Origin of the sequence: Methylobacterium aquaticum (assembly GCF_001043915.1) — a bacterium.
Lineage (GTDB): Bacteria > Pseudomonadota > Alphaproteobacteria > Rhizobiales > Beijerinckiaceae > Methylobacterium > Methylobacterium aquaticum.
Window position 1 is genome coordinate 1 of the sequence record NZ_LABX01000267.1, and the last position, 14,286, is coordinate 14,286.

Annotated in this window: 12 protein-coding genes; 6 read left to right on the forward strand and 6 right to left on the reverse strand. The window is 69.9% G+C overall.

The window, feature by feature from the left end; translation table 11 throughout:
- On the forward strand, positions 1 to 1,475 hold a 1,475-nt coding region (locus VP06_RS28490; protein ID WP_048467184.1), incomplete at its 5' end, for a TRCF domain-containing protein.
- A gap of 89 nt (positions 1,476 to 1,564) precedes the next feature.
- The gene (locus VP06_RS28495; protein ID WP_048467185.1) at positions 1,565 to 2,419 is read left to right on the forward strand and encodes a HEAT repeat domain-containing protein; all 855 of its coding nucleotides are present in this window, start codon (positions 1,565 to 1,567) and stop codon (positions 2,417 to 2,419) included.
- 201 nt (positions 2,420 to 2,620) lie between these two features.
- Here VP06_RS28495 and VP06_RS28500 read toward each other — a convergent pair whose 3' ends face one another.
- Both VP06_RS28500 and VP06_RS28505 read right to left on the reverse strand, forming a co-directional pair.
- Positions 2,621 to 4,489, reverse strand: coding sequence for a TRAP transporter large permease (locus tag VP06_RS28500; RefSeq protein WP_048467186.1), 1,869 nt, complete (start codon positions 4,487 to 4,489; stop codon positions 2,621 to 2,623).
- Positions 4,486 to 5,517, reverse strand: a complete 1,032-nt coding sequence (locus VP06_RS28505; protein ID WP_048467187.1) for a TRAP transporter substrate-binding protein — start codon at positions 5,515 to 5,517, stop codon at positions 4,486 to 4,488. The genes VP06_RS28500 and VP06_RS28505 overlap by 4 nt, the downstream gene beginning before the upstream one ends.
- Positions 5,518 to 5,757: 240 nt before the next feature.
- On the opposite strand from VP06_RS28505, the gene VP06_RS28510 reads away from it, so the two are divergent.
- The 3 genes from VP06_RS28510 (at position 5,758) to VP06_RS28520 (ending at position 8,652) form a co-directional block, all read left to right on the forward strand.
- Entirely contained in the window at positions 5,758 to 6,717 is a 960-nt protein-coding gene (locus VP06_RS28510; protein ID WP_048467188.1) for a LysR substrate-binding domain-containing protein, read from the forward strand.
- A gap of 178 nt (positions 6,718 to 6,895) precedes the next feature.
- On the forward strand, positions 6,896 to 8,257 hold the full coding sequence (locus VP06_RS28515; protein ID WP_048467189.1) for an NAD(P)H-dependent oxidoreductase: 1,362 nt from the start codon (positions 6,896 to 6,898) through the stop codon (positions 8,255 to 8,257).
- Positions 8,258 to 8,325: 68 nt separating this feature from the next.
- Positions 8,326 to 8,652, forward strand: a complete 327-nt coding sequence (locus VP06_RS28520; RefSeq protein WP_048467190.1) for a putative quinol monooxygenase — start codon at positions 8,326 to 8,328, stop codon at positions 8,650 to 8,652.
- Positions 8,653 to 8,817: 165 nt separating this feature from the next.
- Here the strand turns inward: VP06_RS28520 and VP06_RS28525 are convergent, their stop codons facing one another.
- Both VP06_RS28525 and VP06_RS28530 read right to left on the reverse strand, forming a co-directional pair.
- Positions 8,818 to 10,968, reverse strand: a complete 2,151-nt coding sequence (locus tag VP06_RS28525; RefSeq protein WP_048467191.1) for a TonB-dependent receptor — start codon at positions 10,966 to 10,968, stop codon at positions 8,818 to 8,820.
- A 414-nt stretch (positions 10,969 to 11,382) separates the two neighbouring features.
- Positions 11,383 to 12,129: a DUF502 domain-containing protein gene (locus VP06_RS28530; protein ID WP_245291350.1), complete on the reverse strand. Its 747-nt coding sequence runs from the start codon at positions 12,127 to 12,129 to the stop codon at positions 11,383 to 11,385.
- A gap of 137 nt (positions 12,130 to 12,266) precedes the next feature.
- Between VP06_RS28530 and VP06_RS28535 the strand changes: the two genes are divergently transcribed.
- Entirely contained in the window at positions 12,267 to 13,142 is an 876-nt protein-coding gene (locus VP06_RS28535) for a DUF6925 family protein (RefSeq protein ID WP_197093310.1), read from the forward strand.
- Between the two features lie 303 nt (positions 13,143 to 13,445).
- On the opposite strand, the gene VP06_RS28540 is transcribed toward VP06_RS28535, so the two are convergent.
- Both VP06_RS28540 and VP06_RS28545 read right to left on the reverse strand, forming a co-directional pair.
- Positions 13,446 to 13,580, reverse strand: coding sequence for a hypothetical protein (locus tag VP06_RS28540; RefSeq protein ID WP_048467193.1), 135 nt, complete (start codon positions 13,578 to 13,580; stop codon positions 13,446 to 13,448).
- 93 nt (positions 13,581 to 13,673) lie between these two features.
- On the reverse strand, positions 13,674 to 14,286 hold a 613-nt coding region (locus VP06_RS28545), incomplete at its 5' end, for a histone deacetylase family protein (RefSeq protein ID WP_048467194.1).

Genomic DNA, 14,286 nt, shown 5'->3' on the forward strand with positions numbered 1-14,286 from the left:
TGCTGGCGCGCCAGCACGCCCGCACCTTCGAGGCGCGGTTCAAGGGCCTGCCGGTCAACGTGGCGCAAGCGTCCCGCTTCGTCGGCAATGCCGACCTCAAGAAGGTCCGGGAGGGCCTGGCGGATGGCAGCATCGACATCGTCGTTGGCACCCATGCGCTGTTGGCGAAAAACATCGCCTTCAAGGATCTTGGCCTCATCATCATCGACGAGGAGCAGCATTTCGGCGTCGCCCACAAGGAGCGGCTGAAGGCGCTGAAGGCGGAAGTCCACGTCCTGACCCTGTCGGCGACGCCGATCCCGCGCACGCTGCAACTCGCCATGACCGGGGTGCGCGAACTCTCGATCATCGCGACGCCGCCGGTCGATCGGCTGGCGGTCCGCACCTTCGTGATGCCGTTCGACCCGCTCTCGATCCGCGAGGCGCTCTTGCGCGAGCGCTATCGCGGCGGCCAGGCGTTCTACGTCGTGCCGCGCATCGAGCATCTGGAGGAGGTCAAGCGCTTCCTCGACCGCGAGGTGCCGGAGGCCAAGGTGGCGGTGGCCCACGGCCAGATGGCGGCGGGCCAGCTCGAGGACGTGATGACGGCCTTCTACGAGGGCCAGTACGACATCCTCCTCGCCACCACGATCGTCGAATCCGGCCTCGACATCCCGACCGCCAACACGCTGATCGTCCACCGCGCCGACATGTTCGGCCTCGCCCAGCTCTACCAGCTCCGCGGCCGCGTCGGCCGCTCCAAGGCCCGGGCCTACGCGCTGTTCACCACCCCGGAGGGCAAGACCCTGACGGTGCAGGCGGAGCGCCGCCTCTCCGTGCTGCAATCCCTCGACACGCTCGGGGCCGGCTTCCAGCTCGCCAGCCACGACCTCGACATCCGCGGCGCCGGCAACCTCTTGGGCGACGAGCAGTCCGGCCACGTCAAGGAGGTCGGCTACGAACTCTACCAGCAGATGCTGGAGGATGCGGTGGCGGCGCTCAAGTCCGGCAACACGCTGCCGACCGACGAGCAATGGTCGCCCACCATCGCGCTGGGCGCCCCCGTGACGATGCCGGAGGACTACGTCGCCGATCTCTCGGTGCGGCTGGGCCTCTACCGCCGCCTCGCGACTCTGGAGAACGACGCGGAACTGGAGAGCTTCGGCGCCGAGCTGATCGACCGCTTCGGCCCGATGCCGCCGGAGGTGGAGCAGCTCCTGAAGATCGTGACGATCAAGATCCTGTGCCGCGAGACCAATGTCGAGAAGGTCGAGGCCGGCCCGAAGGGCATCGTCATGCACTTCCGCGACCGGTCCTTCGCCAACCCGGCCAAGCTCGCCGGCTACATCGCCGACCAGCGCTCCTTCGCCAAGGTGCGGCCGGACATGAGCGTGGTCTTCATCCGCGACCTCGCCACGGTGGCCGAGCGGCTGAAGGAGACCACCGCCATCCTGCGCGACTTGGTGAAGCTGATCACGCGCAAGAAGGCGGCGTGAGGGGGGCTCCCTCGCCGGTAACCCTTTCCCGGACGTTTCGGCCGTCCGGGAAGGAATGGGAGCCCGAGTGTGAGGTGGATCTGGCGGCGATGTCCAACGACGTGGAAGGCTTGCTGGCCCGCGCGGTGATCGGTCTGGACGACGAATGCGCTTCCGCCCCGGACGATATGTCGGGCTGGCGAGCGATCGTCCGTCTGCGGGATCGGGCAAGCCGGGACGTCCTCGATGCGTGTCTTGCCGCCTGCGCCGACGCCGATCCGCTCAAACGTCGCGTCGCGGCGATCGTCCTCGGGGAGCTTGGGGATTCGCAGGTCGGGAGTCCCGTCTTCGGCGAGGAGCGTTTCCGAGGGCTGATGGACCTTCTCGCCGCCGAGCGCGCGGGTGCGGGGGACCCTGATGTCATGGGAGCGGCATGCACGGGGCTCGGCCGCCTGCACGATCCACGGGCGATCCCGGCCTTGCTCGCATTGCGGACCTATCCGGAGGCCGCCGTCCGGTTCGGCGTGATGTCCGGCCTCAGCAGACACCTCGGCCCTCATGCCCCACCCGCCGTTCTCGACGCGCTGATTGCCCTCTCGGCCGACAGCGACGAGGATGTCCGCGATTGGGCGACTTTCGCCCTGGGGGAACATGTCGAGATCGATACGCCGACCGTTCGGGCAGCCCTGCACGCGCGGCTCGACGATCCGTACGTGGAAGCTCGTCATGAGGCCATCGAGGGCCTCGCGAAGCGCGGCGACCCGCTCGTGTTGCCGGTCCTGATTCGGGAGCTTTGCCGAGGAGTCGCGCCCAAGCTGCTCGACGCTGCGGCGGCACTGGCGACGCCGGACCTGTGCGATGCACTGGCCGCTGCGGGGCGTGACGGCGCGATCTTTCAGGCCCATCACGGTCCGGTCGACCTGACTGACGACTGGTTGGAGGCGAAGAGAGCCTGCGGCTGCTGAATCCAGGGCCGCAGCCTTTCGCAGGGGCGAGAGGTTCGGGTTCCGCTCATCGTCCCGGCTGGGGGGAGACCCGCTGCGACGGTCCCTCGGTCTCGTCGGGAGCACGTCATGGCCGCCAAAGGGTCTGTATGGCGGCTCGGTCTCGGCGATGGGGACCGGGATCGCCGAGCGGCCGGAGGCCACGGTGATCCCGGTCGCCACTCACAGGAACCCGATCGAGAACCACGGCACGAAGGTGAGCACCAGGAGGCCGAGGAACAGCGCGCCGAGATAGATCCAGATCCGGCGCATGCCGGATTCGGGCGCGACCCCGCCGATGATGCAGGCGGCGTAGTAGCAGAGGCCGAAGGGCGGGGCGAACAACCCGAGGCCCATCGCCAGGATCACGATCATGCTGTAATGCACCTCGTGGATCCCGAACTGGTGCGCGATCGGAAAGAGCAGCGGGCCGAACAGCACGATCGCCGGAATGCCTTCGAGCAGGCTGCCGAGCACGATGAAGGCGACGACCGAGACCAGCAGGAAGCCGGTCTTGCCGCCCGGCACCGCCGCCATCGCCCGGGCGAGGTCGTGCGAGAAGCCCGACTGGGTCAGCGCCCAGGCCATCGCGCTCGCCGCCCCGACGATGAACAGGATCGCCCCCGACAACGAGGCGGTGCGCGCCAGCATCGGGACGATCTCGGAGGTCTTGAGCCCGCCGCGATAGATCACGAGCCCGAGCACCAGCGAATAGGCGATGCCGATGGTCGAGACCTCGGTGGCGGTCGCGAACCCCTCGACCACCGCCGTGCGGATCAGGAACGGCAGCAGCAGGGCCGGCAGGGCCACGATCAGGGTCTTCTTCACCACCGAGGCGGGGGCGCGCTGGACCACGATCGCGTCCTCCTCGCGCCCGGCGCGGTAGCGGGCCACCGCCGCCAGCACCAGGGCGAGGACCAGGGCCGGCAGGATCCCGGCGGTGAACAGGGCGGCGATCGAGACGCCGGTCGCCGAGGCGATGGCGATCAGCACGATCGAGGGCGGGATCGTCTCGCTCATCGCCCCCGAGGCGGCGAGGATCGACAGCAGCTCGCCGTCCTTCATCCCGCGCTTGCGCATCTCGGGAAACAGGACCGGGGCCACCGCCGCCATGTCGGCGGTCTTCGAGCCGGAGATGCCGGAGACCAGCAGCATCGCGCCGAGCAGCACGTAGGACATGCCGGCCTTCACATGGCCGAGCAGCGAGGCCAGGAACGCCACCATCACCCGGGCCATCCCGGTCGCGTCGACGAGCTGGCCGAGCAGCACGAAGAGCGGAATCGCGAGCAGGATCAGGCTGCTCATCCCCTCGTCCATCCGCCCGACCACGATGGTGAGCGGGGTCGAGGTGGTGGTGAGCAGATAGGCCGAGGTGGCGAGCGCGAAGGAGAACGCGATCGGCACGCCGGCCAGGATCCCGACGCCGAGGAGCCCGACGAAGAACACCATCAGCGCCCAGTTGCCGATGCCGGTGAGCCAAGGCGCGGCGAAGGCGAGGAGCGCCACGACGCCGAGGAGCACCGCGCCGACGCCGAGGAGATCCGTGATCCGGTGCCGGGCGAGGCGTAAACAGCAGGACAGCAGCGCCAGCACGAAGCCGACCGGCACGGCGAGCGCCCGCACCGTGCCCGACCAGCCGAGCGCCGGCGTCTCCACGAAGGACTGGTCCTCGGTGTAGTCATAGGCCGCGTGCAGGAGGAGCGCCAGGAAGGCGAAGACGGTGCCGACCGCGAGCGCCTCGCACCAGGCGCGGGCCCGCGGCGAGAGCCCGCCGACCACGAAGGTCAGCCGCATGTGCTCGCCGCGCTGCACCGCCACGACGCTGCCCAGCATGGCGAGCCACAGGAACAGGATCGAGGCGAGCTCGTCGCTCCAGATGATCGAATGCCCGATCGCCCGCGACACGATGCCGGCGAAGAGGATCAGCGCCTCGGCGGCGACCAGGATCGCCGCCGGCACCTCGACGGCGAGGCGCAGGGAGCGTTCGGCGGCGCCGAGCCAGTCGGAGGAGAGGGCGGCAGGCCGCACGGGGGTGTCGGCGAGCGCGCTCATGCCAGGTCCCCGGTCACGGCTTCGAGCGCCTTCCACGCCTCCGCCCCGAACTTCTCGCGCCAGTCGCGGTAGAAGCCGGCCTGGGTCAGGGCCTTGCGGAAGGCCGGCTTGTCGGCCGTCTCGAAGATCAGGCCGCGGGCGGTGAGCTGCGCCTTGACCGTGCCGGTCAGGCGCTGGATGTCCTCGCGCTCCTCCAGCGCGGCGCGGTCGAGCTCGCGCCGGACGATCTCTTGGAGCGCCTCGGGCAGCTTCCCGAAGGCGCGCCGGTTGGCCACGATCCAGAAGGGATCCCAGATGTGGTTGGTCTCGGTGAGGTACTTCTGCACCTCGTAGAGCTTGCCGGCCTCGATCGTGACGAGCCCGTTCTCCTCGCCGTCGACCAGCTTGGTCTGGAGCGCGGTGTACAGCTCGTTGAAGTTGATCGAGGTCGGGCTGGCGCCGAGGCTGGAGAACAGCGAGGTGAAGATCGGTGCCACCGGCACGCGGATGCGGTAGCCCTTGAGGTCCTCGGGCGTCTTGATCGGCCGGGCGTTCGAGGTGATCTGGCGAAAGCCGTTATCGGCGGCCTTCGCCGCGACGATCAGGCCGGCCTTCTCGATCTGGGTGCGGACATACGCGCCGATCGGCCCGTCGACCCCGCGCCAGACCTGCTCGTAATCGGAGAAGGCGAAGCCCACATTGGTGATCGCCGCGCCGGACGCCACCGTCGAGATCACCGAGCCGGCGATGTTGAGGAACTCGATCCCCCCGGTGCGGACCTGGGTGATCAGGTCGGTGTCGGAGCCGAGCTGGCTCGCCGGGAAGAACTTCAGCTCCACCCGCCCGCCGGAGGCTTCGCGGATGCGCCCGCAGGCTTGTTCGAGCCGGGTGTTGATCGGCTGGGTCAGGGACTGGCCGGTGGCGAGCTTGTAGGTGAACTCGGCGGCCCGGGCCGGGCCCGTGCGGATCGCGACGAGCGGGAATGCGGCGGCGCCGGCCAGGAACAGGCGGCGCGAGGGGTTTTGCTGGGAGTCGGGGGTGGACGTCATCGGTTTCCTCCGGCGCGCCGTCATCCGCGTGGGCCGCGGTGCAGCATCGTTTCGTCGCGTCGTTCGGGAGGAGTGACGGCACGCGGCGCCGGGAGCACGAGGCCGTGCCCGCCATCCTCCCTGTCGGCGTCCCTTGATCCGGGACGGCTCGTCTCGCTTGGTCGCCGAGAGTAGGAACCGCGTCGATGTAGGACAATCCAGATTATTTGCGGTTTCGTGTAGTGCTGCTAAACTGTTGTGATGTCGGTCCCGCTTCGCGCCATCACGGTCTTCCACGCCGTCGCCCGCTCCGGCAGCATCACCCGGGCAGCCGAGGATCTCGGCGTCACGCCCTCCGCGGTGAGCCAGCAGATCCAGTCTCTCGAACTGGCGCTCGGCACCGCGCTGATCGGCAAAGCCGGCCGCGCCATCGTGCTGACCGAGGCCGGCGAGCGCTATTTCGAGATGATCGGCTCGGAGATCGACCGGATCATGGAGGCGACCCAGCGCATCCAGGGCTTCCGCTCGGTGACGACGCTGACCGTCCGGGCGACCCCGAGCCTGTCGACGAAGTGGCTGCTGCCGCGGCTTGCCGGCTTCGTCACGGCGCATCCCGACATCGAGCTGCGCCTCGACGGCACCAACGAGCCGACGGCGTTCCAGAAGGAGAACGTCGACATCGAGATCCGTCACGGCACCGGCACCTGGCCCGGCCTGTTCGTCGAGGGGCTGGTGGAGGAGAGCTTCCGGCCGGTCTGCGCCCCCGGTGTCGCCGCGCCCGGCAGCCTCGCGGCGGCGGACCTGCCCCGCCACGTCCTGATCCACTCGGTCAAGTCGCAGGTGCAGTGGCCGCACTGGTTCACCCGTGCCGGGGTTGCGCCGGCCGCGCGTTGGCGCCGCCTCCTGTTCGACCGCACCCACATGGCGATCGACGCCGCCGCCGGAGGGCTCGGCATCGCGCTCGAGAGCGACCTGATGCTGTGGGGCGACCTGCGGGCCGGGCGCCTCGCCTGCCCGCTCGCCGATCCGCCCCGGATCGCCCTCGTCACCCAATGGGTGACGTGCCCGCACGACCACCTGCGCCACCGGAAGGTGCGGGCCTTCCTCGACTGGATCCGCGGCGAGCGCGACGCCTGGTCGGCGGAGCGCGAGGCGCTGGCCACCGGGCAGGGCCTCCCGGCCGCCGCACCGGCCGCGGAGCGCGAGGTCGAGAGCCTTTAGCGCCGCTTCACGATCGTCTCGGAAATCTGGATTGTCCTTCACGGACCGCGCTTCTAGCGTTCCGGCCGTTGGATCTCGCCGGGCCGCTCGACGGCGTCCGCCGGGGTCGCGCCGAGACCGGCCCCGCCCTTCTTTCGAGAACCGGCGGCGAGAGCCCGGTCGGCCAAGGAGGAAACCGATGAACCTCTCCACTCTGCTCCTCGCCCGCGCCGCGTCCGGCCGCCCGGTCCGCGTCGGCCTGATCGGCGCCGGCAAGTTCGGCTCGATGGTGCTGGCCCAGGCCCAGCGCATCGAGGGCCTGCACGTCGTCGCCGTCGCCGACCTCGATGTCGGCCGCGCCCGCGCCTCCCTCGCCCGGGTCGGCTGGCCCGAGGAGCGCTACGCCGCGACCTCGATGGGCGATGCCGTCAAGAGCGGCCGCACTGTCGTCACCGCCGATGCCGCCGCGCTCAGCGCCTGCGACGAGATCGAGTGCATCATCGAGGCGACCGGCCACCCGATCGCCGGCATCCGCCACGCCATCCAGGCGATCGACGCCCGCAAGCACGTCGTGATGGTCAACGTCGAGGCCGACGTGCTGTGCGGCCCGCTGCTGGCCGAGCGCGCCCGCCGCCAGGGCGTCGTCTACTCGATGGCCTATGGCGACCAGCCGGCGATCATCTGCGAGCTGGTCGACTGGGCCCGCTCCTGCGGCTTCGAGCTGACCTCGGCCGGCAAGGGCATGAACTTCGAGCCGCGTTACCGCTACTCCACCCCGGACACGGTGTGGGGCTTCTTCGGCTGGACCGAGGAGGAGGTGAAGAAGGGCGACTTCAATCCGAAGATGTACAACTCGTTCACCGACGGCACCAAGGCGGCGATCGAGATGGCGGCGGTGGCCAACGGCACCGGGCTCGATTGCCCCGACGACGGCCTCGCCTTCCCGCCGACCGGCCTGCACGACCTCGCCCGGGTGTTCCGCCCCGTGAGCGACGGCGGCCGGCTGCCGCGCTCGGGCCTCGTCGACATCGCGGCGAGCCAGGAGCCCGACGGGCGCGAGGTGTTCAACAACATCCGCTACGGCGTGTTCGTCACCTTCAAGGCGACGAGCGAGTATACCAAAGCCTGCTTCAAGCAGTACGGCCTGCTCACCGACCCGTCGGGCTGGTACGGCTCGATGTGGCGCCCCTTCCACATGATCGGCCTCGAGACCAGCGTCAGCGTGCTGTCGGCGGTGCTGCGCAACGAGCCGACCGGCTGCTCGAAGGAGTTCCGCGGCGACGCGGTGGCGACCGCCAAGCGCGACCTCAAGCCCGGCGAGATGCTCGACGGCGAGGGCGGCTACGCGGTGTGGGCGAACGCCATTCCGGCCTCGAAGAGCCTGGCGCTCGGCGCCCTGCCGATCGGCCTTGCCCACAACGTCAAGCTCAAGCGCCCGGTCGCCCGTGACCAGATCGTGAGCGTGGACGACGTCGAGCTCGTCGCCGACCTCGACGTGGTGGCCCTGCGCCGCCAGATGGAGGACACGACCCGCAAGATGGCGGCCCCGCAGGCGGCCTGACGGCAGAACGGCGCCGGCCGGCCCGGCCGGCGCCGCCCGGCTTCAAGCCCAACCGAGACGAACCGATCATGCCGTCCTCCCCACGCCCCTTCGTGGTCATCGCCGAGTTCCGGGTGAAGCCCGGGTCCCTCGATGCGTTCCTCGCCCTCGCCCATGACGACGCCCGCTCCTCCGTGTCGGAGGAGCCCGGATGCCGCGCCTTCGACGTCGCGGTGAGCGAGAGCGATCCGCAGAGCGTCGTCTTCTACGAGGTCTATGACGACCGCGCCGCCTTCGACGCGCATCTCGACACCCCGCATCTCGCCCGGTTCCGGGCCGGGTTCCCGGCGCTGATCGAGGAGGAGCGGCCGGTCCGCTTCCTCGGCCGCACCTGCTGCGGCGCGCAAGGCGAGTAAGTCTAAAGGTCGACCGACAACGACCTTTTGTTCCGGTTTCGCGTTCTCGCTCATCGCGATGTGCCGCCGAGCCTCTGGCTCGGCATCGACCATGCGAGAGGGACCAGCGGCCCAAGATGCGCCGGCATCTTGGGCCGCTGGGACGGGCATCTTGGGCCGTTGGGATTAGAACCGCGCGATCACCTGCACCCGCACCGTCCGCGAGGCGCCGGGCGTGATGTTGTTGTTGGCATCCGCCGTCGAAATGTAGCGCCGGTCGAACAGGTTCTCGATGTTGACCTGCGCCCTCACTCCCTCCGACACCTGGTAGAACAGGCCGAGGTCGAAGCGGGTGACGCTCGGCAGGCGCACGCTGTTGTCGGACGACGCGAAGGTGTGGGTCTGGTTGATGACGCCGATGCCGACCGCGAGTTCGGGCGTGATCGCGAACTTGTTCCACAGGGTGATGGCGTTGAACGGCACCAGAGCGACCGTGTTGCCGGCGCGAATCGCCGTCGAGCCGGAGCTGAAGCCGTTGACCACCCGGGCGTCGGTGAAGGCGTAGCCGCCGGCGATCTGCCACCAGTCGGTGATGAAGCCGTTGGCGCCGATCTCGGCGCCCTTGGTGTTGGTCTGACCCGTCGTGAGGAAGTAGCCGGGCCGGTTCGGATCGGCGAAGCGCTGGTTGTAGCGGTCGAGGTCGTAGAGGGCCGCCGTGAGCTGGAGCACCGGCGAGACGTCCCATTTCGCGCCGATCTCGCGGTTCTCGAACCGCTCCGGCACCGCGATCGAGAGGCCCGGCGTCAGGGAGGAGAACTGGTCGCCGGCCGAGGGCAGGTAGGAGACGCTGTAGCTGCCGTAGAAGGCCAGATTTTCCCACGGCTTGACCACGAAGCCGGCCCGCGGCGAGACCAGGTCGTCGATGCGCGCGGTGGTCACCTGCTTGCCCCGGTCGGTCGCGGCGAAGTCGAAATGGTCGTAGCGCAGGCCGCCGATCAGTTGCAGGTGCGGCGAGATCTCGATCTGGTCCTGGATGTAGGCTGCGGCCAGGCCGAGGTCGTAGCGGCTGTTGTTGCCGCCGTTGTAGCGGAAAGTCACCGGCACCCGTGAGGTCGGCGAGAGCGGGTTCACCACCAGCGAGGTCTGGCCGGTTGTCGAGAAGAAGCCGTCCTGCCGGAAGGCGAGGCCGGTCTGGTAGCCGAGCTCGAATCCGCCGAGCAGGGTGTGGGCGAGCGGTCCGGTCGCGAATTTATAGGTGAAGTCGTTCTGGCTGAAATAGTTGGTGCGCGGCGTGGCGTTGTTGTAGGCGCTCAGGGTCATGCTGGTGCCGGCGGCGTTGACGGCGCTGCCCGGAAAGACGTTCTGATAGAACTTGTCGTAGTCGGCGACGCGGAGCTGGCCGTGCCACTGCACGCCGGATTCGAAGCGGTGGTCGAGGGTCGCCGTGGCGATGTGGGCGTCGACCCGGGCATAGCTCAGATCCGGGTTGCCGAAGAAGGTCCGGGTGTTGTCGCGGTAGCGGTAGGGCCGGCCGAATTGCGAGGGGATGCCGCGGTCGGTGACGCGGTCGTCGTGGAAGTACTCGTAGGAGAGCTTGAGCGTGGTCTCGGGGCCGAGCACCAGCGTCCCGGTCGGGTTGACGCCGTAGCGGCGGAGATGGCCGAAATCGCGGTAGGTGCCGGTCTCCTCCACCACGCCGTTGAGGCGGAAGAAGGCACTGTCCGAGAGCCGGTCGCCGAGATCGACGGCGAGGCGCTTGTTGTCGAAGGCGCCGCCCTGAGCGACGATCTCGCGGATCGGCACGCCGTCGGCCTCCTTGAGCACCCGGTTGATGACCCCGCCGCCGCCGCCGCGGCCGAAGATCATCGCGTTCGGTCCTTTGAGCACCTCGATCCGCTCGATGTTATACAGGTCACGAAAGTATTGAACGTCGTCGCGGACGCCATTGACGTAGAAATCGGCGTTGGAGCGCTGGCCGCGGATCACCACGTCGTCGCGGTTGCCCTCGCCCTGGTGCGGGATCACCCCCGGCACGTAGCGGATCGCCTCGTTGAGGCTCTGGAAGCCCTGATCGCGGATCTGCTCGCGCGTCACCACGGTGACCGCTTGCGGGGTGTCGATCAGCGGCGTGTCGGTCCGGGTCGCCGAGGCGGTGCGCCGGGTGAGATAGCCGACCGTCTCGCTGCGCCCGCCGGCCTTGAGCCCCGCGACGTCGATGGCCGCGAGCGCCAGGTCGCCCTCGGGCGGGACGGGCTGCTGCGCGAGGGATGCCGTGGACCCCAGAACCGTGGTGGCGAGCAACAGGGTGGCGCGTGCATGCGCGGCCGACTTCGTCATGATGCATAAAGTCCGAGCGACAGAGTGGTTGTCTCGCGAGGGCGCCCTGATCTGGCGAGACCTTGCGTCATTGGCCGCGACGCGCCGGATTTGCAACGGCGTGACTGTTGGATACGAACGGGCGTTGTTTTTATCTGGTATAAGATGAAATCGCGATGGACGGCCGAAGCCCTTGGCGATGCGGCGATCCTCACGGCGTTTTGCAATCGTTCAAGGCGGCGTGGCCGATGCCGATCGGCGCCAGCGTTGCAAAAATACGTCACGTGGGCGGCGGCGGCGTGTCCGGCGGATTGCCCGGTGTGTCCCGGACGCAGGGGCCTGCCTCGTCCCCGCGAGCCGGGTGCAAGGCCAGCGGTGGTTTGCGACGACCGCTGGTCGGATCCGGGTGCCGGACGGGATCGTCCGGACGCAGGATCAGGCGTCCATGCGATCCCGCGCCGGCACGTCGATCGGTCCGACCTGCGCCGCGCGCAGGCCCGCCGCCATCGCCTGGAGGCGGGTCTGCGGGTCCTCGGGCTGGATCACGCCGGCCGACATGACGAGTTTGGCCGCGTCGTCGACGCTGATCGGCAATTCGATCACGTCGGCGCGGGGGAGGTAGAAGAAGAAGCCGGTGGTCGGGTTCGGGGCGCAGGGCAGGAACACGCCGACCTGCTCGTGCTCGGCCCCCAGCGCCGTCTGCACGTCGGGGCCGGCCGGGGCCGACAGGAACACGATCGACCAGGTGCCCTTCACCGGGAACTCGACCAGCCCGACGGTGCGGAACGAGGTGCCGCTGGTGGAGAACAGCGTCTCGAAGACCTGGCGCAGGCCGCGATAGAGCCCCGAGATCACCGGCGTGCGGGCGAGCAGCACCTCGCCGAACTCGACGATCGAGCGGCCGACGAGGTTGGCGGTGAGCGCGCCCAGCGTGGTGAGCGCCACGAAGGCGATGACGAGGCCGAGGCCCGGCACGCTGAACGGCAGGTAATGGTCCGGCAGGTAGGCCGAGGGCACCAGCGGCTTGACCCAGCCGTCGATCAGGCTGATGCACCACCAGGTGATGTAGATCGTGATCGCCAGGGGGCCGGCGACGATGACGCCGGTGAAGAAGTAGTTCCGCAGGCGCCCGCGGAAGCTGACCCGCTTGCGGGTGGCCGACGGGTCGGGCTCGGGGATCAACGGCGACGGTTCCGACACGATGTACGATTCTCGACCCGGGCGGCGCCCCCTGCCCACGAAGAGGTAGCGGTTTGCTGCGCTGCGCTCAAGGCGGGGAAGACCCTTTGTCGATCCGGCCGCGGCCGGACGAGGCCGTCTTGCGGAGGGTCCTGCATCGCGCCCTGGCCGATCCGGCCGCGACCTGGAGCCTCGGCGGCTTTGGCGCCGGCGCCACCTTCCGGCGCGATCCCGACGAGCCGGTCGAGGAGCCCGCCGGCGGGCGCCCTGGCCTCGTCACGCCCCGCGGCGCCCTGGTGCTGGCGGAGGCCGAGACCCTCGTGCCGGTGGCCTACGAGACGGCTTTGGGCGGCGATTCCTGGAGCCACGCCCTGGCCCTGTGCCGGCCGCTCGGCCTCCTGCCGCCCTGCCCGGCCCCGCGCGTGAGCGAGATCGGCCCCGACGCCGAGGCGGCGCGGTCCGAGGACCGGGACGGGGTGCTGTTCTGCCTCGGCCTGCCCCTGCGCCAGGCCAGGTTCCTCGCCCGGGTGCGGGGGAAGGCCGTGCGGGCGATGCGCGCCGCCTGCGGCCGGCCGGCGGATGCCGCCCTCTGGTCCGCCCTGCCGGGGCTCGGCGCGGTGCTGGTGGCGGCGCAGGGCCGCGCCCGCATCGAGGTCGTGCTGCCCGACGCCCATCCGGGGCCGCGCGCCCACTGGTTCGACAAGCTCCTGCGCCAGGGCCGCCTGCACGCCGCCACGGCCCCGATCCCGCCGGGCCTCGCCCCGGTGATCCATCTTCACCCGCCCCACCCGCTGACGGAGGACGGCTACGACCGGGAGCGCCACGCCGCGTTCCAGGCGCTGCTGGCGCGCTGGGGCGATCCGGCGCTCGGCGCGCTCAAGGCCAGCCTCCTCGCCGGGGAGGCGGTGACGGTGCCGGAGACGCGGGCGGCCCGGACGCTGGCGCGCGTCGCGCGGGCGCAGCGGCGCTGCCTGGCGCAGAGCCGCGACGTCCGGGGGATCGCGATGCCGCCGTGACCCGCCCGTGCAACCAAAGCCTTTGTCGCCGGGGAAGCATGCAACCAAGAAAAAAGGCCGCTCTTGCGAGCGGCCCGAAGTCTAGGGAGGAAACGCCCAAAAGGGCTACAGGGCCGCGACGCCATCGCGACCGTGCAGTGCAGAAGATAAACGGCGGGGCGACGTTCGCAAGTGCGAAAGCGCACGCATGGTGGATTTTCTCCTAACCGATCGCGCCCGCTTCAAAAACGGCCACGCCCCCGCCGAGCGGGCGGAGGCGTGGTGTCGGCAGGGCGGGACCCTGGCGGATATCGGGCTGTTGCGTCAGCGACGCAGGATCTTGGTGACGAGGCGGCCGACGAGGTTGCCGGACTCGCTGTCGGTGACCCGGCTGTCGGGGCGGGTGCGGGGATCGTCGTTCCCCAGGATCTTGGTGACGATCCGGCCGATGAGGCTCATCGTAGTCTCCGAATGGACGGGAGTGAGGTGTTTCGGCGATTCAACGGCGAAACAGCCTCGGCCGTTCCAGGCCGACGTGACGCCGGGCTCCGCTCACCCCCGCTCCGCCATCGCCTCGAAGACCAGGGCATGGCGGGCCGCCAGCGCCTCGATGTCGGTCGCATAGCCGCCGCCGATCACCGCGGCGAGCGGGATGCCGCGCCGGCGCACCTCGCCGATCACGAACGCCTCGCGCCGGCGCAGGCCCTCGTCGGTCAGCGCCAGGCGGCCGAGGCGGTCGTCGCGGTGGGGATCGACGCCGGCATTGTAGAACACCAGGTCCGGGCGCTGCGCATCGAGGAGGCGCGGCAGGTGGAGGGCGAGCGCCGCCAGATAGTCGTCGTCGCCGAGCCCGTCGGGCAGGCCGATATCGAGGTCCCCCGGCACCTTGTCGGCAGGATAGTTCCTCTCGGCATGCATCGAGACGGTGAACAGGTCGGGCTCAGTCTTCAGGCAATCGGCGGTGCCGTCGCCCTGATGCACGTCGAGGTCGATGACCAGCGCCCGCCGGATCGTGCCCTCGCGCTTGAGGGCGAGCGCCGCCACCGCGACGTCGTTGAAGACGCAGAAGCCCCGTCCGCCGTCCCGCCTTCCGTGATGGCTGCCCCCGGCCGTGCTGCCGGCGAGGCCGTGGGCCAGGGCCAGCCGGGCGGCGAGCAGCGTGCCG

What these genes read in the sequence shown, in the direction of transcription:
- VP06_RS28540 (WP_048467193.1), bottom strand. Translation starts at nt 13,580, where the DNA reads ATGAGCCTCATCGGCCGGATCGTCACCAAGATCCTGGGGAACGACGAT.
- VP06_RS28500 (WP_048467186.1), bottom strand. Translation starts at nt 4,489, where the DNA reads ATGAGCGCGCTCGCCGACACCCCCGTGCGGCCTGCCGCCCTCTCCTCC.
- VP06_RS28525 (WP_048467191.1), bottom strand. Translation starts at nt 10,968, where the DNA reads ATGACGAAGTCGGCCGCGCATGCACGCGCCACCCTGTTGCTCGCCACC.
- VP06_RS28510 (WP_048467188.1), top strand. Translation starts at nt 5,758, where the DNA reads ATGTCGGTCCCGCTTCGCGCCATCACGGTCTTCCACGCCGTCGCCCGC.
- VP06_RS28505 (WP_048467187.1), bottom strand. Translation starts at nt 5,517, where the DNA reads ATGACGTCCACCCCCGACTCCCAGCAAAACCCCTCGCGCCGCCTGTTC.
- VP06_RS28495 (WP_048467185.1), top strand. Translation starts at nt 1,565, where the DNA reads ATGTCCAACGACGTGGAAGGCTTGCTGGCCCGCGCGGTGATCGGTCTG.
- VP06_RS28520 (WP_048467190.1), top strand. Translation starts at nt 8,326, where the DNA reads ATGCCGTCCTCCCCACGCCCCTTCGTGGTCATCGCCGAGTTCCGGGTG.
- VP06_RS28515 (WP_048467189.1), top strand. Translation starts at nt 6,896, where the DNA reads ATGAACCTCTCCACTCTGCTCCTCGCCCGCGCCGCGTCCGGCCGCCCG.